This is a genomic window from Tolypothrix campylonemoides VB511288_2, assembly GCF_045999855.1.
Classification (GTDB): domain Bacteria; phylum Cyanobacteriota; class Cyanobacteriia; order Cyanobacteriales; family Nostocaceae; genus Scytonema; species Scytonema bouteillei_A.
This window is the reverse complement of record NZ_JBFPMW010000002.1, coordinates 1-22,201: the sequence shown is the minus strand read 5'-3', so window position 1 is coordinate 22,201 and position 22,201 is coordinate 1. Positions and strand designations below refer to the sequence as shown.

The following is a 22,201-nucleotide window of genomic DNA, read 5'->3' as shown; positions in this document are numbered from 1 at the left end:
CCAGCCAGAGGCTGAGAACGAGGAGACAATTAACCACTAACAACTCACCAAACCAAGTTATTATTATTCTTGTTTTTGCCCTATTGCTATTGCCGCGACTTTACTAATCAGACAGAAATGCAAAAAACAAGTTTAATTGCTTCAGCGATCGCCACTACCGTACTTATATCTTTAGTTACCAGTATGACTGAAGAAAGTGCTCGAGCACAAAAAGCACAGCGACCTGTACCCCTGCTGAATGCCAGATGTGTTAACAGCGGGCTTGGCACTGCTCGCGAGCAAAATGTAGATGTTTCTATAGGACGAGCAGTTTATACAAGTCAATTTTATTTAGGACCCGGTTATCGCTCGGCTTCACTAACCTGCAACATCAAACCACAAAACCGTCCTCAACCCGTGTTTCAGACTTTAAATTTAGGATTTGGAATGCGCGATAACAGCACAAATAATACAAGTGTTGACGTTAAAGTCTACCTAGACGGCAGACAAGCGGAGAACCGCACCGTCGCCCCAGGTCAATCGGCTACCTTAGCTGTTGATGTGAGCAATGTTTCCAATGTTGCTGTTGAAGCTGTTTGCTCCAGCCAAAGCCAATATTGCGATCGCGTTTACTTTTTTACGGCTGCTTTAGAGCGACCCACCGCACCTCAACCAGTGAAAAAATAAAATTGCTAATGGCTAATTGCTAATGGCTAATAGCTGATGGCTAATTGCTAATTGCGATCGCCATCCTAATTAAAAACACATAGGGGAGAGACATCCTCTTACGCAGGTTTTCCATGCGGGATCTGCTGCAAAAGTAGGAAAAGTAGCTTTGGGCATTGCCCACCATACAGGACTTCACATATAATTTTCAGTTTTCCATTAACCATCAGCCATTAGCCATTAGCCATTAACCATTAGCGCTCTCCATTCGATTCTTGAGGGTTGGTTTTAGCAGGTTCCTGTTTGTCTAAATTATCAGCAGCCTGTTTAAAGAGTGGCTCGATTTTATCTCGCCAATACTGGATATTGGGTAGTTTTTCTGGATCGTTTTTATACCCCAAAACTTTATCCCATTGTCCTTCGCCAATCGCTGTATCGATATCTTTAAATAAAGCTTCTGCTTTTGCCCAATCTTTCTGCCATTGAGCTACCATTTCTGTTGTCTCTTTGACAGCAGGAGCGTTAGAAGTCACAGATTTAAGTAATGCGATCGCTCCCTGCAAATCTCCCGATTCGTATTTCTTTCTTGCTTGTTCTAAAACTTTAGAATTTTCAGGAGATTTCCCCTGTAATTTGTCCAGTAAATCTTCTGAAGATGAAAGACTTGGCTTTACGGCTGGTTTTGATTTCGCCTTGGGTGCGGGGCGGACTGTAATCAAATCGTCATCATCTTCTGTTTTTACTGCAATTCCCTTGTCGCGCAAGCAATCAACCCAAAGTTCGTTATTTTTAATAACATCGGAATCCGCCCAACCGGAGGTTTTAGGATCGAGTTTAACTTGTACCCAACCGCGCTTTGTTCGCAAACCTGTTACTTCAAAAGTACTATCTTCTGTAATAGTTTTTATAACGCTATCAGAAAGGTTACTGGGTTCAGAACGAATATTTGAATTTTCTTTAATAACAGCCAAGCAAATTTGTGATGATGCTGTTGTACTACTATTATCAGAAAAATTAGAGGCAACGTTTTGAACGTTTTTGACCACAGCTGGGGTAATCGCAGCCGCACCACCTGCTAAAAGAGCTAAGATTGTTAGCTGTAGTAAGTCCGGTCCGTTAGAATTTTTGGGTGTTGATTTAGGTGCTGCTTCTACTGGTGAACGAGCAACGCGATTCAATGGGGCTACAGCGATCGTTTTTTGTCTGGATTCAGGAGATGAATACTTGACGGCTTGGTAGCTTGTAGAATTGTTAACGTATTCTACAGGTGTTGAAGATGCTGGAGCAAACAAATGTAATGCTTGTAGGGCTTCTGATGCACTTTGGTAGCGATCTTTGAAATGATATCGCACCATCTTGCTTAAAACCGCTTCCAAATTGTTGCTGACGGGAACCAAATGCTGCCATAAGATTTCCCCCGTGTAGGTGTCTTCTTGTAACTCCATTGGCGCAACGCCTGTAAGTGCTTGAATGGCAATAATACCTAAGGAGTAAAGATCGCTGTTGGGGCGGGGTTTGCCCTGTCCTTGTTCTGTGGGCATATAACCGGGAGTTCCAATAGCTACTGTGGCAGACTGGTTTCCCGCGACGGTAAACAATTGTGTATGGGGGGAGTATCCAGAAGAGACGCGTAATTGCTTGACTGCCCCAAAATCCACTAAAACTAATTTGCCATCTGAAGAGCGCCGGATGATATTATCTGGTTTGATGTCACGGTGAATAACGCCTTGACCGTGGACAAATTTTAAGATACCAAGAACTTCTTGTAGCATCGCGATAACTTGGCTCTCGCTCCAGCGACGGTTCGGCTGTAACTCATCGCTGAGTGGATGTCCTTCAACAAATTCTTGTACTAAATAAAATTCTTGGTTTTCATCAAAATAAGCTAAAAGCCGGGGTATTTGGTTGTGATTGCCCAATTTTTCTAAAGTTTCGGCTTCGCTATGGAACAGCCGTCGGGCAGTGTCAAACACTTTGGAGTCAGAACTCGCAGGCTTTAAGTGCTTGACAACGCAGACGGGGTTGCCCGGTCGCTTGGTATCTTTAGCAATATATGTTTCACCAAAGCCTCCTGTAGCAAGGACTTTAATGACTTGGTAACGGTGATCTAGTAGCTTGCCTATCATTTTCACTCCCCAGTGTTCACACCCAATTTAAAAGAGCGTAATAAATATCTCCAAATATTCCTTGATAAAATCCGCTATCTTGGGAAAAGATTTGGATGTCAAACGCAGTTTTTTAATAAATACACGTTGTTAATTTTTCTTTCAATAACCTTTGTAAATTCCAATGCCACCTAAAATAAATGACTCAGTCGCATGGCAGCAGGCAGAAATCCTCATGCAACCAGCTTTTATTCGAGTAGTCGATAATATTCGCAAGCTGCTTGATGTATCTTCTTGGACAGGAACTTATCAAGATGTCTTGATTTGGCCGAATGGCACTACCGATGAGACTCAAGCTATAGTGACTAAGCTCCTGCAAGACCTGGAAGCTGCAACACCAGAGCAAGCCTTGGAAATCAGAGAAACTCTCTCCGTTCTACCCATGCCCCATCCAGGATATCATTTGTGCCTGCAGCGTCAAGAGCAAAAAGTCAGTATTGATTTGTGGGAACTATGTTATCAAGTGTGTTTTCGTAACTACATACCCGGAAGTGAAAAAGTTGAGATAGATACCAGTCTAATCGATGAAATGGGTGATGTGGACTGGCAAATGTTAGAAACTAAGACTAAGCAGGTTGTTGAAGCGGTGTTTGCAAATTTACCTCAGTAGACTGGGGACTTGGAACTTCTTGTTCCCGACCTGGGGAGCCGTCTTCAGAGGCTCCGCTTTCCTTACAACTAAAGTAGGGTTGGCAATGCCAACCCTACTTTAGTCTCTAGTTGCCAAAATCTTTAAGAATTATGAATTTTCCAAACAGTTTTTTAATTTCTCGACTAGTTCCCCAACATGAGGTTCTTCCAACAAGGTATAGTGAGAACCAGGGATCTGCTGGATATCTATTCCTCCCTGTACCAACTCACCCCACCCAAACAACGGGTCGTACTGCATACCTGTAGCTTCGTCTCGGTGCTTATCAGAAGTCCGCAAGAGAGTCATGCAACCGGGATAAGTTTGGAAAGTGTATTGATTGAGGGCTTTAGAGTTGGCATCCATGATCTCTAAATGTTTGTCCTCTTTGGGGGAAGGCTCGGGAATACCCATCAACTTTTTATACTTGTACTGGATGTGAAACCCAATCCAATCGCGCCAACCGACAAGCTTGTGCTGTAGGTAAACCATTCCTTCTTGAGAGAAATTCTCTAGATGCTCGAGAACTCGATAACGGAAAGATAATCGGCGCTCGGAACCCGGACGAATAGTATCAAGCATGGCAAGAATTGCTACTTTTTCACCTTGCTTGTGGAGTTGCTGGGCCATCTCAAAAGCGACAACACCTCCAAATGAATATCCTCCCAAGTAATAAGGTCCTTTGGGCTGTATCATCTGAATTTCTTTAATATAGTGGGCTGCCATCTCTTCAATTTGAGTGTAAAGAGCTTGTTTTCCATCTAGCCCTTGTGGTTGCAACCCATAAACGGGTCGGTCCTTTCCCAAATGCATAGCTAAGGTTCGATAACACAGAACTTCTCCGCCAAGAGGATGGGCTAAGAACAAAGGAGCCTTGGAACCGTAGGGTTGTATTTTGACTAAGGAGGACCAAGATGTGTCTGTTTCGTTTTCTGAAGTAGCACCTGCTTGTTCTTCTGAAAAACGAAGCATCGTAGCAAGAGCTTCCACAGTTCCCGATTGAAAGAGAGTGGCTAAAGGAAGTTTTTTGCCAAATTTTTGTTCTATCTGAGCAAATAACTGGACTGCGAGTAAGGAATGTCCTCCCAAGTCAAAGAAATTATCTCGAATACCAATCGGTTGGCGGTGTAAAACTTCTTCCCAAATTTGTGCGATTTGTTGTTCTAACTTATCTCGTGGAGCAACAAAGTTTGCTTCTAAATCAAGTTTTGAGAAATCATGTGCTGGAAGAGCAGCGCGATTGACTTTTCCACTAGGAGTAAGAGGTAGTGCTTCAAGTAACACAAAAGCTGAAGGTACCATGTACTCAGGTAACTTTTCTTTTAAGAAGCTACGCAAGTCACTTGTGACAACTTCGAGTTCTTTATTGGGTACAACGTAAGCTACCAAACGTTTATCGCCGAGAGCATCAACGCATGCAACAACTGCTGTCTGTACTACGGTGGGATGTTGGTTTAAAACAGCCTCTACCTCACCTAATTCTATCCTAAAGCCCCGTATTTTTACTTGGTAATCTCTGCGTCCAATAAATTCAATATTACCATCAGGTAAATGACGCGCTAAATCCCCTGTTTTGTACAGACGCGCCCCTTCTTTTTGACTAAAGGGGTCGGGGATAAATTTTTCCTCTGTAAGGTCCGGTCGGTTGAGATAGCCTCGCGCCAAACCCAAGCCACCGATGTGCAGTTCTCCAGGGACACCAATGGGAACAGGTTGCATGTGTTCGTCTAGCAAATAAATTTGTGTATTGGCAATCGGACGCCCAAGGGGAACAATTTTGACGCGATTGTTTTGTTGCGATGGAATGGGATATGTTGCAACAATTCCACAGGTTTCCGTTTGACCAAACATATTAATTAATCGTGCGCCATGCTGGAAACCAAGCTTCCACTGTGCGGGAACATCAGAGAGTAGCGGTTCGCTTGCAGACACGATCAGGCGTAATTTGTTGTCCAGTAGAAATTCTCGTTTCTCAGGGTCGAGGTGAGTTAATGCGTGAATGCAGTTGCGCCAGTAAGAGGGGACGATATCGATCGCCGTGACATTGTGTTGTTTAATAGCCTCAAAAAGCGCTCTTGGGTCTTTCCTCTGTTCCGAAGTAGCAATTTTGACAGTTGCGCCTTGAGCTAAAGGTACCATTAACTGTCTGACAGACGAAGAAAACGCAATCGATGCCGTGTGGAGATAGATATCTTCAGGTGCAATCCCGAGTGCTCTTGCCATTGCTTGTGCGTAATGACACAAATTTGCGTGTGTTACTTGAACACCCTTTGGTTTTCCGGTTGAGCCAGAAGTATAAATAACGTAGGCTAAGTTTGCAGGTGTTGCTGTTTGGTTTAAATTTTCTTCCGATTGTTGGGCAATGAATCGGCAATCTGTATCCAAACAAACTACTTTTTCTGTAAAATCGCAGATCTCTGTTTTTAGACTTTCCTGAGTCAACAATACTAGAGGCTGAGAATTTTCCAGCATGAAAGCCAAACGCTCTTTAGGATACGTTGGGTCTAAAGGTACATACGCCCCACCGGCTTTGAGAATTCCCAACAGTCCCACGACCATTTCTAGAGAACGTTCCAAATAAATGCCAACGAGTACCTCAGGTCCGACACCCAACGCCTTTAAATAGCGTGCTAACTGGTTTGCTCGATGATTTAATTGCCGATAGGTCAGTTGCTCGTTTTCAAACATCAGAGCGATCGCATTCGGATTTTGCTCTACTCTTTGTTCAAACAACTCGTGTATGCACTGTTCTTGAGAATAGTCTGCTTGATTGTTATTCCATTCAACAAGCAATTGATGGCGCTCGGTTGCTGTTAGCAGTGGCAATTCGCTTAAAGGCTGCTCTGGATTGGCAACAATTCCCTCTAGCAGCGTTTGGAAATGCCCGCTCATACGTTGAATTGTAGGAGCATCAAACAGATCGGTGTTGTATTCCCAAAATCCTCGCAATCCCTGTTCTGTTTCAGCAATGGAGAGATTTAAATCAAATTTAGAAGCTATGTTTTCCCAATCGAAAGGAGTTGAGGCGATCTCCGGTAAATCCAATGTTTGCTTCGATGTGTTTTGTAAAACAAACATCACCTGGAACAGGGGATGATAGGAGAGCGATCTCTCTGGTTGAAGTTCATCTATAAGTTTATCAATAGGCAACTCTTGATTAGTATAAGCAGACATTGCCACCGAACGCACCCTTTGCAACAGTTCTCGAAAACTGGGGTTACCCGACATATCAGTGCGTAGCACCAGAGTATTGGCAAAAAATCCGATTGAATTCTCTATTTCTGGTAAATTTCGACCCGCTACTGGAGAACCAACTAAAATGTCTGTTTGTTTGGTATAGCGATAAAGCAAAGTCTGAAATACCGCTAGCAATGTCATGAAAAGCGTTACACCCTCTCTTTGTGAGAGTTTAGCAAGTGCTTGCAATAATTTCTCGGGAAGTATAAAACTTTCTCTTGCACCTTGATATGTTTGGACAGGTGGTCGAGGTCTATCTGCAGGTAATTCCAGTACGGGAACTGCACCTGCTAACTGCTGTTTCCAATATTTCAATTGCTTTTCTAGTACTTCATCGGAAAGCCATTGTCGTTGCCAAACTGCAAAATCAATATAATGAATGGCTGGGTCTGACAAAGGACTGGGCTTTTTATTTACGAAGGCTTTGTAGAGTTTTGCCAACTGCTCTAAAAGAACACTCATTGACCAATCATCAGCAGCTATCTGATGCATGACGAGTAGCAGAATATGTTCTTGTGGCGAGCGTTGTATCAAACAGGCGCGTAACATCAAATCTGATGTCAAGTTGAAGGGACGGTGCGCCTCCTTGTGTAGCAACTTTTGTACAAAGCTGGTATCGTTTTCTTCTAAAGCGTTCTTCAAATCTATAACTTTTAGTTCCACTGAACGAGGTTCAGTAACAACCTGTAAGGGATTGCCATTTTGTATTATGAATTTAGTTCGTAAAGCTTCATGATGAACTACAACTGTATCTAAAGCCTGTTGCAGTACCGATACATTTAGGTTCCCACGCAATTGGAAAGCTTTTACAACGTGATATACAGAATGATTTTGCTCCAACTGGCTTAAAAACCACAGCCGTTGCTGGGCAAAAGAGAGAGGTGCTAATTCTTGCTCGGTTTTTCTAACATTATTCAGTTTTTGGTCAAAATTTGCATTATTTTGAAACTCTAGCTTGGTTTGTGTCTTTTTGGCTGGTGAAAGAGCGGTGATATTTTGGTTGATATCTTTCATTATTTACCCTCTATATTCTCAGCTTAACTTCAGGCTAATAGATCTTCAAAGACGATTTAGACAAGACATTTATCAGTGCAAAGTAGCACCTAGATAAATGACAATTTGAGTCAAAAAATATTCTCTCCAAAAATTTTTTGGAAATTGGGAACACTAAGTTTTCGACTAATGTTGCATCATGTATGTTCCTCTTTGAATTTAGAAAACTAATTTATTCTTTTAAAATAAATTATGTGAAGACTTGCTGATTTCTTATCTTATTATGTAGCTTAAAAAGTTACAATCTTATGACTGTTTTGTTATCCAATTATTTTTTATAATCTAAATACTCCTTAAGATAGTTAACATAAAACATTCTTGCATTATTCCCAAACCAAGGTAGAATAAGCCACTTCCAACTTTAAGTTATAAGTTTTTATCGCAACAAAATAACTCACCGCAAGTTATGTCTTGGATGTTGCTTACGCAGTATTATGATGACCCAATGTATGAAATCTTTGCTCATTATAGTATTTTCCACAAATAATTTATAATTTTTTTACTAAATATGATTAAGAATTTTCTTAGAATTCAGATTCAAGCTGATAGCAATTGATGCTGTCATTTTTGCTCGATAGCGGGCATTACCAGTGACATCCATCTATTGGTAGATACCGTCCTATCTATATATAACTTTTTTTGAATGATTGAGAATTGTTATAAAAAATCTCGCTCGTATTCTCTTGTTATCAATTGGCAGTTTAGCGACTTAATAAGTTTGCAATTGACTGTGCTAGCCAGTGGCGATCGAATTTCTTCAAAGCGAACCATTCACGCTGTCTAGCGTCTAGCTGAAGGGCGCGATCGCAAACCATAACATAAGTAGTCGTGCAAAATGAATGGCTTGCCAAAATATATAAATAATACGTAAGTACTGATTTGCTTGCCGAGCATTCAATCGACTATTGAACTGGAAAACCCAGATCTGATAAGATCTTCATGGCAAAATCATGACAAAGCGGAACTCTTCATCACTATGGCTACATCTGCAATTGACGTCAATGATGCAGCAGCTATCAAAGCAGTGCAAGAAGGGCTTGCAGTGTGCGATCGCACCTCGTGGGGACGTATAAAAATCTCTGATGATGACCGCCTTCGCTTTTTGCACAATCAAAGCACTAATAACATTCAACAGTTGAAACCAGGACAAGGCTGCGACACAGTTTTTGTCAATTCTACCGCTCGCACCCTCGATTTAGTAACAGTGTATATTCAAGAGGATGCAGTATTATTACTAGTTTCCCCAAATCGCCGCGAATTTTTGATGCAATGGTTGGATCGCTACATCTTCTTTGCTGATAAGGTGCAATTAACAGATGTGACTGATGAAACCGCTAGCTTGAGTGTCTTTGGACCAAAAAGTGACGCTGCGATGGAAAAGCTAGGGGCTGGGGCGATTGTTGGTCAACCTTACGGAACCCATATACTCATTTCCATTGCCGATAGAGAAGACAAAAGTCTTGTAGTTGCTGTTGGAAGTGGTTTGGCTTCTCCTGGATATACTTTGATTTTACCAATTGCTGACAAAGAGAAGGTCTGGAACCAACTTGTTGAAAATGGAGCGGTAACGTTAAGCGATCGCGCTTGGAATATGTTGCGGATATTACAAGGACGCCCAGCCCCAGACCAAGAACTTACTGAAGATTACAACCCCCTAGAGGTAGGATTGTGGCAGACTATTTCTTTTGACAAAGGTTGTTACATAGGACAAGAAACAATCGCCCGCTTAAACACTTACAAAGGCGTCAAACAGCATCTTTGGGGTATACGTCTCACCGCCCCGGCTGAATTAGGAAGTCCGATTACCATTGGAAATGAAAAAGTTGGTAAGCTAACAAGTTACACGGAAACTCTTGACGGTCATTTTGGGCTGGGCTACATTCGCACCAAGGCTGGTGGTGCGGGTTTAAAAGTTTCTGTGGGAAATGTCGAGGGTGAAATAGTTGAAGTACCTTTTGTTTCTCAGGAATATCCACAGGTATAAGGTTTGCTTTCCACTTCTATACTTTATTTTTGAGAACATCGAGAGCAGCTTTTTGTCCAGCTCGAATAGCACCCTCAATATAGTTAACCCAAATGCTAGAACGTTCTGTACCAGCCCAATGAATTTTACCTACAGGACTATTCAGGACAGAACCCACCGCAGTAAGCAAACCAGGTGGGAGTGCAGAAATACATCCACCAATCCAAGGTTGAGTATTCCAATCAAACTCCACTAATTCTAAAGGTCGTTGTGCAGCCTCACCAAAAGTTTGCCCGAGAAACGCCAAGAAAATCTCTTGACGCTCGGACTCTGCTAAATGGGAATAATCGGGAGCTAGCAATCCAACAATGACTCCTTTGCTCCCGTCTTCTGGTGAAATATCAATAACCTCAATTTTGGTATCGACGCTGAGAAAGTGACCGGTGGCAATTTTTCCCTGCCAAAAGGGTTTTTCGTAAACAGCGTGGATTTTTACCCAACTCATTGTTTTCCACCCTTCAATGAGTTGGCGGTGTCCCAAAGGTAGGGGAGGAGAAAATTTAATATCAGCTATACTTTTGGGCATCATTGCCACTATAACCTGTTGAGCGCGGATAACCCCGTACTCTGAAACCAGTTGAACAGTAGAGCCATCGTAACCAGATATTTCAGTGACAGGAGCACTGAGCACAACCCTCTCGCCCAAACGTTCTGCGATCTTCAAGGAAATTTGCTGTGTCCCTCCAACCAAGCAAAACTCCTCAGCCGTTTCTAGAAGATCGTAAAATCCCGCCGTATGGACAAAATGCAGCATCCATAAAAAGGAAACTTGATTCGGATCGCCACTTAAAATTTGGCGCACACATCCCTCAAACCAAGCTTTTGCTTCATCTGTGACTGTGTTTTGCTCAATCCAATCACCCATTGTTATGGAGTCTAATGCTTCAGCGTCAGGAGAATCCCAAGGGGTTTCTACTGGAACTGTCAAGCATAAAGCTTCAAACTTTGCCATGGCTCGAGCAAAATCCTGTTGGGCAATGTCTGATGCTAATGTTGGAGATGCTTCCAGCATTGTCCATTTTTGCCGAAAGCCATAAAGAGTTTGACCTTCAAACTTTCCTCTCTTCGTGGTTATGCCCATTTCTGCAGCCAAAGCAAGCAAAGCTGTTTGAGTAGGTCCCACCCAAGTCCCACCTTGTTCGACATAACCTCCCGATGTTAGCGGATGATTGAGAGTCCGTCCACCAACTCGCGAACTTGCTTCTAATACGATTAAAGATTCAATACCTAATTTGTAAAGTTCCCAAGCCGCACTTAAACCGGAAATACCTGCACCTACAATTGCGACATTTACATTAATATTCATTATTAATTTTTTTTGATTTTAGATTTTGGATTAAACAGAAATGTTCTCCCGCAGTCCTCACCTAAAAATACTTGAAAACATTCCCAATTGGGAGAGGCTTCTCCCGTGTCTCCCCCTCTCCCTTCTCCCTATTCCCTAACCTCTTCCGCGCTCCAACTCTTACCTTGGCAAAAGTCATCTATCCAATTAGCTAGATGACGAACTCGACGTGTTGACACTAAATTCTCTTGTTGATGACTGTCTTCCTGCGGTATCGTCACAAACGGGCTTTTGCTTTCCCCATCGTTATCGATGGTAAAGTGTGATTCACAATTTCTTTGCCCTTCTCTATCAAAAAGCGCAAGAGTTGGTACGCGATGAAGACTGCTTGTCCGGTCAGGCGTAGCAACTGCAACAGAAGATACGTAATTTCTTTTAACTTCCAATTCTGTGGGGACATCAACAGAGCGAAAAAATTTGCCTTGAAGCGTTACCTCCTTGGAAAAATAGGAAAACCATGGAATTGATATATTTTTGCTTTTTACAGGGGAAGCCGTAACTGCAACTGATGGTACTGTATGGCTTTCACTTTCTATTTTGGGAGAAACATTAAAATTCCCTAATGGTAAAGAGTGGTTTTGGCTTTCTTCATTGATGGCAATGTCATTGGAAGTTAGAGGACGATCGCCATATAATATTTCAGTCGTTACTTCAAAGGAAGTTACAGATTGGTGTTTGCTTTCTACTTCCGTGGCAGCTACACTGGGGTTTAGAGATTTTCCATGCAGTAATTTCTCTTGTAAAAAAATATTGGAACTTGGGCTAGCTACCTCAGATTCATCCAAAGGAATTAAGTGTAAATGCTCCTCAGGGTTAAAGTTAAGACCCAAAGCTGACACAATTTCATCTGGATCGTTATTCAGTTCTATAAGAAAAGGAAGAAGCTGCTCAAGTTGGGGTTCCAAAACAGACAGAGTTGCCAAAATAAAACTAGAGGAAGGGCGACGCAATCCATCATACGTTCCCCACACTCGTACTTTTACCAGCCACGAACGATTTTTGTAGTAGTAATTCACCCACTTGAGTTTCAAAGACTGGCGAATTTGCTGAATATTCATTGAAAGGTGTTAGTGGTTAATGGTTAGTGGCTAGTGGTTAGTTGTTTTAACCACTAACGACCAACCACTAATGACTAACTATGTTCTTGAAATCGATAATAGAGCATATGTGTCACTCTTTTAAACTATGCTGGTGTTGTTCTACCAGTAGAGGTACTTCATGGGGACGGACACCTCGGTACCAAATCCTTTCGGGTAATACCAGAACTATAGGTCCGTTACCACACTGTCCCAAACAACCACAACCGGACACCGTGACTCCAGGAATTAACCTGGCTTCAAACGCGGCTAAAACTTTTGCTGCACCTTGCTTGCGACAGGCGCGGTTTTGGCAAACCCGGATGCATTTAGAAGAATCGGATTGTGGCGTTAGCGGTTGAGTCATAAATTAACAGCCAAGCCTTTCGATTCCAACCATTCAGTATTGAAGATCCGCGATTGGTAACGAGAACCGCTATCACATAAAATGGTGACAATGGTATGTCCCGGTCCCATTCGTTTAGCTAAAGCAACAGCAGCACCAACGTTAATACCTGTAGAACCCCCCATGAATATGCCATCTTTTCGCAACAACTGGTAAACAACTCTCAAGGCTTCGCGATCGTCAACTTGGATCGCATCATCCGCTGGTGCGTCTTCCATATTAGCAGTGATGCGACTGTTCCCAATTCCCTCCGTGATAGAGTTCCCCTCAATCTTGATTTCACCTGTCTTGATATAGCTGTACAATCCACTTCCCATGGGATCGGCGACAACACACTTGATAGCTGGATTTTTTTCCTTTAAGTACATTGCTACACCCGCAAAGGTTCCTCCAGTCCCTGTTGCAGATACCCAAGCATCAACTTTACCGTCTGTTTGCGACCAAATTTCCGGTCCTGTCGTTTCATAATGAGCGCGGCGATTTGCTAAGTTATCAAACTGATTTGCCCAAATAGCATTTTCCATCTCCGAGGCTACTCTGCCAGAGAGTTTAACGTAGTTGTTTGGATCTTTATAGGGTACTGCAGGAACGGGGCGAACTTCTGCGCCTAACGCCCGCAAAGCATCCATCTTTTCTTGGGACTGGGTGTTGGGAATAATAATGAGGCATTTGTAGCCTTTAGCGTTACAAATATGTGCCAGTCCAATACCTGTATTCCCTGCTGTGCCTTCTACGACTGTACCACCGGGTTTAATTAATCCTTTTTCTTCAGCATCTTTAATAATGTACAGTGCGGCTCTGTCTTTTACAGAACCACCAGGGTTAAGAAATTCTGCCTTACCCAGGATTTCGCAGCCGGTTTCTTCACAGAAACTGTTCAGTCGAATCAGTGGTGTGTTCCCTACAGCACCTACAAAACCATTTTTAATATCCATGTTAAATTAACTCGCATTCGGTTTTCATTTCTAAAAAATTTTTCAGTACTGTGGGTAGGGCTTTAGCCCACCAAAAATCAGGTATGGTGGGGATTTACCGTACCTGTGCAGTACGGGTGGTGCGGAAATAAGGCAACCATCAGTAACAGACAAAAAGCTTACTGTATAAGGTTTTTCCCCCTTTGCCACGCCACTTGCTTTATGCCGGAGAACCCCTTTGAGTTCGCCCTCCCTTGTTCGCCAGTCGCCAGGGCGCGGGAAACCCGCCTACAGCAATGGTCTCACCGCCTGCAGCGCTGACTCACCAGTTACCAAAAGAGGGAAACCCTCCTATGGTACTTTCGTACCGCATTTCGCTATCAGCACCGATCTCACCGTCCACAGCAGTGGCTCCTCTGACGAGAGTACTTCTGCCTTCTTGTACCGGGTATATTCAAAAATCAAATAGGATTTTTTTATATTGTGACATTCCGCGCACCATAATTAAGTGTTGATATCAGCAGTTACTAGCCCTCTTGCCATTGGCTGTTGAGGTGCGAAATCCCTCGAATCCCCCATCGCATTTATGCGTAGGGATGCTTTCTAACGTAGTAGCGAGCGTTCGGGGCTTCCTGACTTAAGCGATCTTCTTACTCCTTAGTGCTCTCAACCCCGACTTTCCGCGACTCCAACCACAGGGGAATGGCAATTACAGCGACTAGAATGAGCAACGCTGCGATCGCAAACTGACTGACCCAAGTTACGAGTTGTTCTAGAGAAACTATTTTTCCTGCAAAAAAAGCCAGTGTTACCATGACGCTAGCCCAAGAGACTGCTCCTGCTAAATTGCACAAAAAGAATTTGCCAAAGGGCATTTCTGCTATACCCGCAAGAGGCGCTGCAAAAATCCTCAACAGTGCAAAAAAGCGTCCAAAAAACACTGCTTTGACCGCATTTTCACTAAATTGGTCTTTGATGGCTAATATTCTCGCTTCTGAAATTCTGAATATACTTGCTAGCCTAATAAGTAAAGACCAGCCGCCAATTCTACCTATCCAATAACCGCACGTACCCCCGATTGCAGCACCAGCTGAGGCGTCGCTGAGAACCAGCCAGTAATTTAGTTCCTTGCTACCAGCTAAAAAACCACCTACTAAGGTCACGGTTTCGCCAGGAAGAGGAATCCCTAAATTTTCTAACAAAATTCCCAAAAAAATTGCCCAATAGCCATACTCGTGAGCAACCTTCTGGATGTTTTCTAGTGATATGAATTCAAGAGACATCCAGCACCGCCATCTTTACAATTTTTTACTTTCTCTTCTATGTTGACTCTTTTTTATGCCGCGTGTCAATGAATTTACTCAGGTCAACGTGCCATTGTCTGCCGACAATTTTTGCTGTACCTCTTTATCATAGAAACGGCACTTAAAAAGACATCATAAATAATTTTAACAAAAAGTTTACAAAAGTACCAAAAACCTGTAAAAATTCTGTAAAAGATACGGTTGATACTGAAATCCACAAATAGTTATGCCTATATTGGGGAAAGTTAGGACAAATTATACGACATGGATACTGAAAATATCAGTCTAAACCATACCGCTGCAATTCCCCAAGTTATTGGGTGAAAAAGCAGCATTTTTAATGGTTTAAAGTAAAACGGTGTCTGTGTCTGTTTTCTGTTTTTGTACAGTGTTTCAACTACCCAGTTAAATTCATGACTACTACATCAGACTGTCAAGTAATCTTGTTTAAACCCGAAGGACGTATAGATTTGCAAGGAGGAATGGCTCTTAGCGAAAAAATGACCTCAGTGGTTCCTAAATCCAATCAACTGTGGGTTATTGACCTAGCTAAAGTTGATTTTATGGACAGTTCTGGACTAGTGTCTCTAGTCAAAGGATTAAAAGTAGCCCGTCAAAGCGGCTGTCGATTGGTTATTTGTAACGTTCAACCTCCTGTCAGATTGATATTGGAACTCACTCAATTAGATACCGTCTTTGAAATTTTTAGCTCCTACGAAGACATTTTCATTGAAAGCAATGAGGAAAATCTAGTTGTAGCGAACTAAAGATTTGACACGTGATTCCAAAGATCGTTAGTGGTGCTTGCGTGCATACTGCAGGAGATTATTATCCTATCAATTGAAAATATCCACCTCAGAAACCTAAAGCGATGGATAACTTCATCGTTCAAACCAATTGAACAAGCACTCACTAGGTGACTTCATAACTTTTTCCCATTAACTGCTTTGCTAAAGTAACTTTTGTCTGCGACGTAGACCTTTAGCAGCAAGTACCACTCGTTGATTGAATAGTTCCACTAATCAGCCATGACCATCTGTAATACGTTATGCCAAACAAATATTAGCGCCATGCGAAAGTTTTTTGGCAAACTACAACAATTCTTTAAAATGGGTGTACTCTATCTTTAAATTTACAAGTCCTGATGGTTTGGCAAAAGAATAATCTCCTGCAAGTGGGAAAAAGTTATCACTTAAATGATTTGTTGCTAGGTAATTGTTATTAGTCACCAATCGCCGATCGCTGACTTAAGCGTTCTGGGTTGAAATATTATTTTGTGGAGATGCAGCACGCGGAAAATTTGGCAAATCTATACCGCTATGGCTAGCTGTACGAGTTTTCAAAGCCAAACGGTAACTTACACTTTGAAGTTCGGCTTGTAATTGACGGTTTTCCTGTTGTAGCATTGCTACCTTTTCCCGAACTGGAGCCATGCGCTCTTCAAATTTGCGGCGGTATATATGGGGTAATTCTTGTACGACTTGCTCTAGCATGCGACTGCGATCGGTCAGTTCCTGGACTGATTGTCGCAACTGATAAATTTCCGCATCACGAGTTGATATTTGTTCTTGATAAAACGTTACCTGCTGCTCAACAGCTTGCAATTGCTCTCGCAGTTCATGCAACTGACTCAGATGACGTTCCGATACCTCTGTTTGGGGCATAAAATTGGTATTGCCCTTCACCAGGCGGAAGAGTTCTTGAGACAGTTGTTGCACGAGTTGATCTCGAAGCTGCAACTCTTGACGCAGTTTCGACACTTCAGCGGAGAGAGCTTGGATTGTGGAATCAGTTTGGCTCACCGTGCTTGCAGCTCCCGTTAAAAATATTTTTTACTTTATTTGTTACTACAGTAATCATAGTTTGGCAAGTAATAGTTAATGTAGCATTACCAGACGAATCGGCAATACGTAGATATGCTATTTTTTTTGATTGGTGGATTGGTGGTTGGTGGATTGGTGGTTGGTGGTTAGTGGTTGGTGGGGGAATATAGCCTTGCGCTCTTACATGGCTGTGCTAAGCACACGCTTGGCGCTTGACGTACCCCAAAGGTTAGAGATCTTCCTATAGTATACTTATACTACCAACCACTAACCACTAACTAATTCCCTGACTAGGTAGCAGCGGTTGCGGGTTCAGCTTTTGCTTCTTGAACTTCTTGTTTGATGGTCAAGTAGCGAATGACTTCTTCACTCAAACGCATAGCGCGTTCCATAATAGCGATGGCATTACCGGGCGCACTATAGTTCATTTGAATGTAAACTCCGTCTCTTTGTCTGGCGATTTCATAGGCGAGACGGCGCTTTCCCCGATTCTGTATTTGGATATCTTCAGATCCTTGTTCCCGCAGCAAGTTTTCGTATTTTGCGATCGCTTGCTCTACTTGTTCGTCTGTCAAGTCAGGACGAAGGATATACATTGTCTCGTAAGCTGTTGCCACTGTTTCGATCTCCTTTTGGGCTGTATGGCTGCCGATGTTACTTCGTACAGGTATTTTTTTTACAAAACCTGCACTGATTAACACCTAAAGCAACAAGGTGTAATTGATACCTTCTGATTATAATCGGGAAATTTTTGAGATGAAGCCGGAGCGAGTCGTACTCTGACTCGACGGCTGCAACCTTAGATATGGGTAACTACTAAGCGCTTTTCTTGCACTTGTTGCCTTACGTTTGATGTTGCTTTGGTTTCAACCAAAAACTGTGCTGTAAGGTAGTTTCCCAAAATCTTTTTCAAATTATCGTGCGATCCGATCAAAGACACTGAGTGGATGCACTTCCCTCATAGCTTTATAATCTTACCAGTTTTTAATTATAGTACTTGAATAAATCGCCATCAGAATTTCTCACTTGGTGGCGGTTCTAATTGCTGAGTAAGGAACTAACCAAGCTTATGGCACAGCGCTACGTGCGAGTCCAAAATCCCAAAGGACAAGTTTACTACGGCTTGTTACAACTCTCCTTGAAAGTACAGGTACTTGATGCTCCACCCTGGCTTGAAGGACAACCAGCCGATATGGTATTGGAACCAGAAAGTTACCAAATTCTTGCTCCCTGTGCGCCCTCAAAAATTGTGGCGGTGGGCAAAAACTATGCAGAACACGCTGCAGAGATGGGAACAGATGTGCCAAGTGAACCTTTGCTCTTTTTAAAGCCGCCGACAGCTATAATTGCTTCTTCAGAAGCAATTTACTATCCGCCCCAATCCCAACGGGTAGATTATGAGGGAGAATTAGCATTGGTCATCGGCGAGGTCGCTTTTGAATGCACGCCCGAGGAAGCACAAAAAAAAATTTGGGGTTACACCATTGCTAATGACGTAACAGCAAGAGATTTGCAGAAACGTGATAATCAATGGACGCGAGCTAAAGGTTTTGATAGTTTTTGTCCTCTCGGACCTTGGATTGTCCGTGAATTAAGCCCAGGCGCTCGAATACAGACTTTTTTGAACGAGCAAATAGAACCCGTCCAATCTGCTACTATCGATCAGATGGTGTTTTCCCCTGATTTTCTTGTCTCTTACATCAGCCAGATAATGACCCTGCTACCTGGAGATGTCGTGCTGACAGGAACGCCCCTAGGAGTCGGTCCAATACATTCAGGCGATCGCATTCGAGTAGAAATTGAGGGTATTGGACGGCTAGAAAACACAGTCAAAACCCGTTAACAACTAACGGACTTGCATGTAAACAGCATCAGAAATAGCAGGAATTTCTGCGTAACGTCCCATTAAAGACTGAACAACAGAGTAAACAACTGCTGCGACTATGCCCAAAAAGATCGTTGTAGATAAGGTTTGTGCTGCAAAAGCGATACCGGGAAGTGCCACGAGTCGCAAAAGTATACCGCACAAATAAGCAACAATGTCTAAAAGTAACGCTTGCATTGTGTTGAAACGAATGAAGTGAGGAATTCTTTCGTTTCTAACTACTAAAAAGAACAACAAAAAGAAAATAATGAGTTCGCTATATGGTCCTAAAATACCGTAGATTGCTAACACTGGCTGTAGGGGCAAAAACAGCACAGCCAGTGCAGGAAACTCTGTAAATAGAGAAATTCCGAATGCAAGTGCAGCAATCAGAGGTAGCAAATAAGGTAAACAAGCAAAAAGGCGATCTGAAACCGTGGTAGACCCGCGCCAAGCCATCGTGCGTTCTCCTATAGTTAAACTTCAATAGTTACATGACCCTAGAATAACGCAGTTACCCAATGGTTCTGGGAAAACCTCAGATTATTCAATATGAACGATGCGAAAACCCATCAGACACTCATACCGATCCGGCTGTTGTTCGTCAGTATTGCGAATAGCATGACCGCAACGAAGTTGACCTTGATGGTAGCGGGGTTGACCGCTACTATCAGCCAGCAAACAGGACTGACAAACGTGTTGGGGAGCAAAGATTTGGTTTTCCGTCATAATCATTAGCATCCAATGCCTCCTGTAAGTTCCAATGAATGAGGGATACTAAAGCTAATTTCAAAATTTATTGTATGCTAGAAATTGAGTATTGTAGTAAAAAGTAATACATTAATTAACTTGTCAACCGCGTTGACAGAGATCGCAAATGAGCGATCGCTGACGGGCGATCGAAAGATAGCGGTTAAAGCCGTAGTTTAACAAGTGACTTCTAACATAGATTACACTTTAATATCCTGGTATATAACACACGTGCTTTGTGTGGCTAAAAAAGTTCCAGCCCAAACATTTCTATTTAAGGATGGCAACAAGTGACTCTCACGAACTCAGATTTTCTTACATCCTCCGATCCTGCGATTGGAGAGTTAATCAATCAAGAACTACAGCGCCAAAGGGATCACTTAGAGCTCATAGCAAGTGAAAACTTTACTTCAGCTGCTGTACTGGCGGCTCAAGGTTCCGTTTTAACAAACAAGTATGCCGAAGGGCTACCCGGTAAACGTTATTACGGTGGGTGTGAATTTGTAGACAAAGTTGAGCAACTGGCTATAGATCGTGCCAAACAATTGTTTGGTGCAGCGAGTGCCAACGTACAGCCTCATTCAGGCGCACAGGCGAATTTTGCAGTCTTTTTGACTCTGCTAGAACCGGGGGATAAATTCATGGGTATGGATTTGTCTCATGGGGGACACCTTACTCACGGTTCACCCGTAAACGTTTCTGGTAAGTGGTTTCAAGCTTGCCACTACGGTGTTAACAAAGAAACAGAACAACTGGACTTCGATCAAATTCGAGAGCTGGCGCTTAGGGAGCGTCCAAAGCTTTTGATTTGTGGTTACTCCGCATACCCTCGTATCATTGATTTTGAAAAATTCCGCAGTATTGCGGATGAAGTAGGCGCATATTTGCTGGCAGATATTGCCCATGTTGCGGGGTTAGTAGCTACCGGTCATCATCCCAATCCAATTCCCTACTGTGATGTTGTCACAACAACGACTCATAAAACCCTACGCGGTCCTCGCGGTGGTCTGATTTTAACTCGCGATCCTGAGTTAGGTAAGAAGCTAGACAAATCAGTATTCCCCGGTACACAGGGCGGACCCCTAGAACATGTAATTGCTGCGAAAGCGGTGGCTTTTGGAGAAGCTTTAAAACCTGAGTTTACAACATACTCTGCCCAAGTCATTGAAAATGCTCGTACTTTAGCAAACCAGCTGCAAAAGCGGGGATTAAAGTTAGTCTCAAATGGTACTGACAATCACTTGATGTTAGTCGATTTACGATCTATAGGTTTGACCGGCAAACAAGCCGATAAATTGGTCAGTGAAGTCAATATAACTGCCAATAAGAACACAGTGCCTTTTGACCCAGAGTCACCATTTGTAACCAGTGGTTTGCGCTTGGGTTCTCCCGCCATGACAACGCGAGGTTTGGGAGTTGAAGAATTTACGGAGATTGGCGATATTATTGCCGATCGCTTGTTAAATCCAGATTCCAAGCCAGTGGCTGAAGATTGTCGGCGACGTGTCAAAGCATTGTGCGATCGCTTCCCCTTGTACTCGCACTTACAAATTCCCGTCCCGGCTTTAGCTTAGGGATTGGCGATAGGGGATAGGTTGGTAAAGATCGCGATCTCCATCCCCTTGGTTCCCAGGCTCAGCCTGGGAACGAGAGCGCTCAACGATCGCAAGTCACTAGTTAGGTACTGACTGAATTCTAAAAATCCCCTGTGGATAAAAAGCAGTCGATGAAGTAAATAGATGTAAAGAAATCCACGCAGGATTTTTAAGTGTAGAACCTAACCTAATAGTGAATACAGATGCTAGTTCAGATTTATCATCTGATTGCGTTCCTTGTTGCTGCTGTAGTCGTTCTCTGGACTACACCTGATGTTAGAAACATGGGCATCAAAAGCGGACGCCTGGATAGACCGAATGACCGAAAAGTTCATCAGCGCCCAATGGTACGACTCGGAGGAGTTTCTATTTTTGCAGGTGCGATCGCCTCCCTATTCATTGTCTGGCTTTTAGGTGGATTTGGAAATCTACCAACTGAGAAAGAATGGCAAATTTGGGGAGTGATTTTAGGCGGTGTAGGTTTTTTTATAATTGGTTTGGCAGACGATTTATTAAACCTGTCGCCCTTGACACGGTTGTTGATGCAGATGGTTATTGCGGCTGGCGCATGGAAAGCAGGCGTAAGTATAGATTTTTTGAGCCTTCCTACAGGTGGAGTGATGCAACTTGGTTGGTTGAGTTTACCCATCACACTCCTGTGGCTGGTAGGAATGGTCAATGCGATTAACTGGATTGACGGTTTAGATGGATTAGCTGCGGGAGTATCGGGAATAGCAGCTTTGGTTATTCTTGTGGTTGCCTTATTTATGCAACAAACAGCCGCCGCCATTATAGCGGCTGCCATAGCAGGTGCAGCACTGGGATTTCTGCGTTATAATTTTAACCCCGCACAAATCTTTATGGGAGATGGCGGGGCTTATTTTATGGGATTCACGCTAGCAGCAGTGAGCGTAGTTGGTCTGGTGAAAACTGCTGCTACTGCAGTATTACTGCCTTTTTTGATTCTAGCTGTACCAATTGTCGATATGTCAGCAGTGATTTTGGCACGACTGCGCCGTGGTAAATCACCTTTTACTGCAGATAAGAGTCATTTGCACCATCGCTTGTTGCGAGCGGGGTTATCCCACAGATTGACTGTTTTATTTATTTACTCTTTGACCCTATGGGTTGGAAGTTTAGCATTAGTTCTTGCTGGTGTCCCTAGTGGTATTATTTACACTTGTTGTGCGACCTCGTTGCTCATTTACGCAACTTGGAGAGTATGGAAAATTTGTCGGCAAACTTAGTGGAAGGTTATTGGTTAGTGGTGAGTGGCTAATGGCTAATGGCTAATGGCTAGTGGCTAATGGCTAATGGCTAATAGCTAATAGCTAATGGCTAATGGCTAATGGCTAATGGCTAATGGCTAATGG

The 22,201-nt window shown here is 42.9% G+C and carries 18 protein-coding genes and 1 pseudogene; 7 read left to right on the top strand and 12 right to left on the bottom strand.

Annotation, left to right across the window (positions count from 1 at the left end; translation table 11 throughout):
- Positions 1–117 precede the first annotated feature (117 nt).
- Positions 118–666, top strand: a complete 549-nt coding sequence (locus tag AB0756_RS04610) for a hypothetical protein (protein WP_038088247.1) — start codon at positions 118–120, stop codon at positions 664–666.
- A gap of 233 nt (positions 667–899) precedes the next feature.
- Here the strand turns inward: AB0756_RS04610 and AB0756_RS04605 are convergent, their stop codons facing one another.
- Positions 900–2,771 (bottom strand): serine/threonine protein kinase, encoded by a 1,872-nt coding sequence (locus AB0756_RS04605; RefSeq protein ID WP_038088234.1) that lies wholly within the window; start codon positions 2,769–2,771, stop codon positions 900–902.
- A gap of 163 nt (positions 2,772–2,934) precedes the next feature.
- Between AB0756_RS04605 and AB0756_RS04600 the strand changes: the two genes are divergently transcribed.
- Entirely contained in the window at positions 2,935–3,420 is a 486-nt protein-coding gene (locus AB0756_RS04600; protein WP_038088231.1) for a hypothetical protein, read from the top strand.
- A gap of 129 nt (positions 3,421–3,549) precedes the next feature.
- Here the strand turns inward: AB0756_RS04600 and AB0756_RS04595 are convergent, their stop codons facing one another.
- Positions 3,550–7,689, bottom strand: a complete 4,140-nt coding sequence (locus AB0756_RS04595; protein WP_038088226.1) for a non-ribosomal peptide synthetase — start codon at positions 7,687–7,689, stop codon at positions 3,550–3,552.
- 740 nt (positions 7,690–8,429) lie between these two features.
- Positions 8,430–8,579, bottom strand: coding sequence for a hypothetical protein (locus AB0756_RS04590; protein ID WP_153021517.1), 150 nt, complete (start codon positions 8,577–8,579; stop codon positions 8,430–8,432).
- Positions 8,580–8,704: 125 nt separating this feature from the next.
- On the opposite strand from AB0756_RS04590, the gene ygfZ reads away from it, so the two are divergent.
- On the top strand, positions 8,705–9,712 hold the full coding sequence (ygfZ, locus tag AB0756_RS04585; protein WP_038088245.1) for a CAF17-like 4Fe-4S cluster assembly/insertion protein YgfZ: 1,008 nt from the start codon (positions 8,705–8,707) through the stop codon (positions 9,710–9,712).
- A 16-nt stretch (positions 9,713–9,728) separates the two neighbouring features.
- On the opposite strand, the gene AB0756_RS04580 is transcribed toward ygfZ, so the two are convergent.
- The 5 genes and pseudogenes from AB0756_RS04580 to AB0756_RS04560 all read right to left on the bottom strand — a co-directional run bounded on the left by AB0756_RS04580 (position 9,729) and on the right by AB0756_RS04560 (position 14,775).
- Positions 9,729–11,057, bottom strand: a complete 1,329-nt coding sequence (locus tag AB0756_RS04580) for a flavin monoamine oxidase family protein (protein WP_038088223.1) — start codon at positions 11,055–11,057, stop codon at positions 9,729–9,731.
- A gap of 128 nt (positions 11,058–11,185) precedes the next feature.
- Positions 11,186–12,154 carry a DUF5331 domain-containing protein gene (locus AB0756_RS04575; RefSeq protein ID WP_050046272.1) on the bottom strand — a complete coding sequence of 323 codons (969 nt, stop codon included), beginning with the start codon at positions 12,152–12,154 and terminating at the stop codon, positions 11,186–11,188.
- 74 nt (positions 12,155–12,228) lie between these two features.
- Positions 12,229–12,539, bottom strand: a pseudogene (locus AB0756_RS04570) ((2Fe-2S) ferredoxin domain-containing protein).
- A complete protein-coding gene (locus AB0756_RS04565) occupies positions 12,536–13,513 on the bottom strand; it encodes a cysteine synthase A (protein WP_038088221.1) in 978 nt (325 codons plus the stop codon). The pseudogene AB0756_RS04570 and the gene AB0756_RS04565 overlap by 4 nt, the downstream one beginning before the upstream one ends.
- A 629-nt stretch (positions 13,514–14,142) precedes the next feature.
- The gene (locus AB0756_RS04560; protein ID WP_038088218.1) at positions 14,143–14,775 is read right to left on the bottom strand and encodes a DedA family protein; all 633 of its coding nucleotides are present in this window, start codon (positions 14,773–14,775) and stop codon (positions 14,143–14,145) included.
- Between the two features lie 434 nt (positions 14,776–15,209).
- Between AB0756_RS04560 and AB0756_RS04555 the strand changes: the two genes are divergently transcribed.
- Positions 15,210–15,563: an STAS domain-containing protein gene (locus tag AB0756_RS04555; RefSeq protein WP_038088214.1), complete on the top strand. Its 354-nt coding sequence runs from the start codon at positions 15,210–15,212 to the stop codon at positions 15,561–15,563.
- 480 nt (positions 15,564–16,043) lie between these two features.
- Here the strand turns inward: AB0756_RS04555 and AB0756_RS04550 are convergent, their stop codons facing one another.
- Complete coding sequence (locus tag AB0756_RS04550) at positions 16,044–16,598, bottom strand: Npun_F5560 family protein (RefSeq protein ID WP_038088210.1); 555 nt, start codon at positions 16,596–16,598, stop codon at positions 16,044–16,046.
- Between the two features lie 311 nt (positions 16,599–16,909).
- Positions 16,910–17,236 (bottom strand): 30S ribosomal protein S6, encoded by a 327-nt coding sequence (gene rpsF / locus AB0756_RS04545; protein ID WP_038088241.1) that lies wholly within the window; start codon positions 17,234–17,236, stop codon positions 16,910–16,912.
- Between the two features lie 452 nt (positions 17,237–17,688).
- On the opposite strand from rpsF, the gene AB0756_RS04540 reads away from it, so the two are divergent.
- Complete coding sequence (locus AB0756_RS04540) at positions 17,689–18,462, top strand: fumarylacetoacetate hydrolase family protein (protein WP_038088208.1); 774 nt, start codon at positions 17,689–17,691, stop codon at positions 18,460–18,462.
- A 3-nt stretch (positions 18,463–18,465) separates the two neighbouring features.
- Here the strand turns inward: AB0756_RS04540 and AB0756_RS04535 are convergent, their stop codons facing one another.
- Together AB0756_RS04535 and AB0756_RS04530 are read right to left on the bottom strand one after the other, a co-directional pair.
- Entirely contained in the window at positions 18,466–18,942 is a 477-nt protein-coding gene (locus tag AB0756_RS04535; RefSeq protein ID WP_038088205.1) for a Tic20 family protein, read from the bottom strand.
- 84 nt (positions 18,943–19,026) lie between these two features.
- Positions 19,027–19,224, bottom strand: a complete 198-nt coding sequence (locus AB0756_RS04530; RefSeq protein ID WP_050046270.1) for a hypothetical protein — start codon at positions 19,222–19,224, stop codon at positions 19,027–19,029.
- A gap of 299 nt (positions 19,225–19,523) precedes the next feature.
- Between AB0756_RS04530 and glyA the strand changes: the two genes are divergently transcribed.
- Together glyA and AB0756_RS04520 are read left to right on the top strand one after the other, a co-directional pair.
- A complete protein-coding gene (gene glyA, locus AB0756_RS04525) occupies positions 19,524–20,807 on the top strand; it encodes a serine hydroxymethyltransferase (protein ID WP_050046269.1) in 1,284 nt (427 codons plus the stop codon).
- Between the two features lie 224 nt (positions 20,808–21,031).
- Positions 21,032–22,075 carry a glycosyltransferase family 4 protein gene (locus AB0756_RS04520; protein ID WP_038113018.1) on the top strand — a complete coding sequence of 348 codons (1,044 nt, stop codon included), beginning with the start codon at positions 21,032–21,034 and terminating at the stop codon, positions 22,073–22,075.
- The last annotated feature ends 126 nt before the right edge of the window (positions 22,076–22,201 follow it).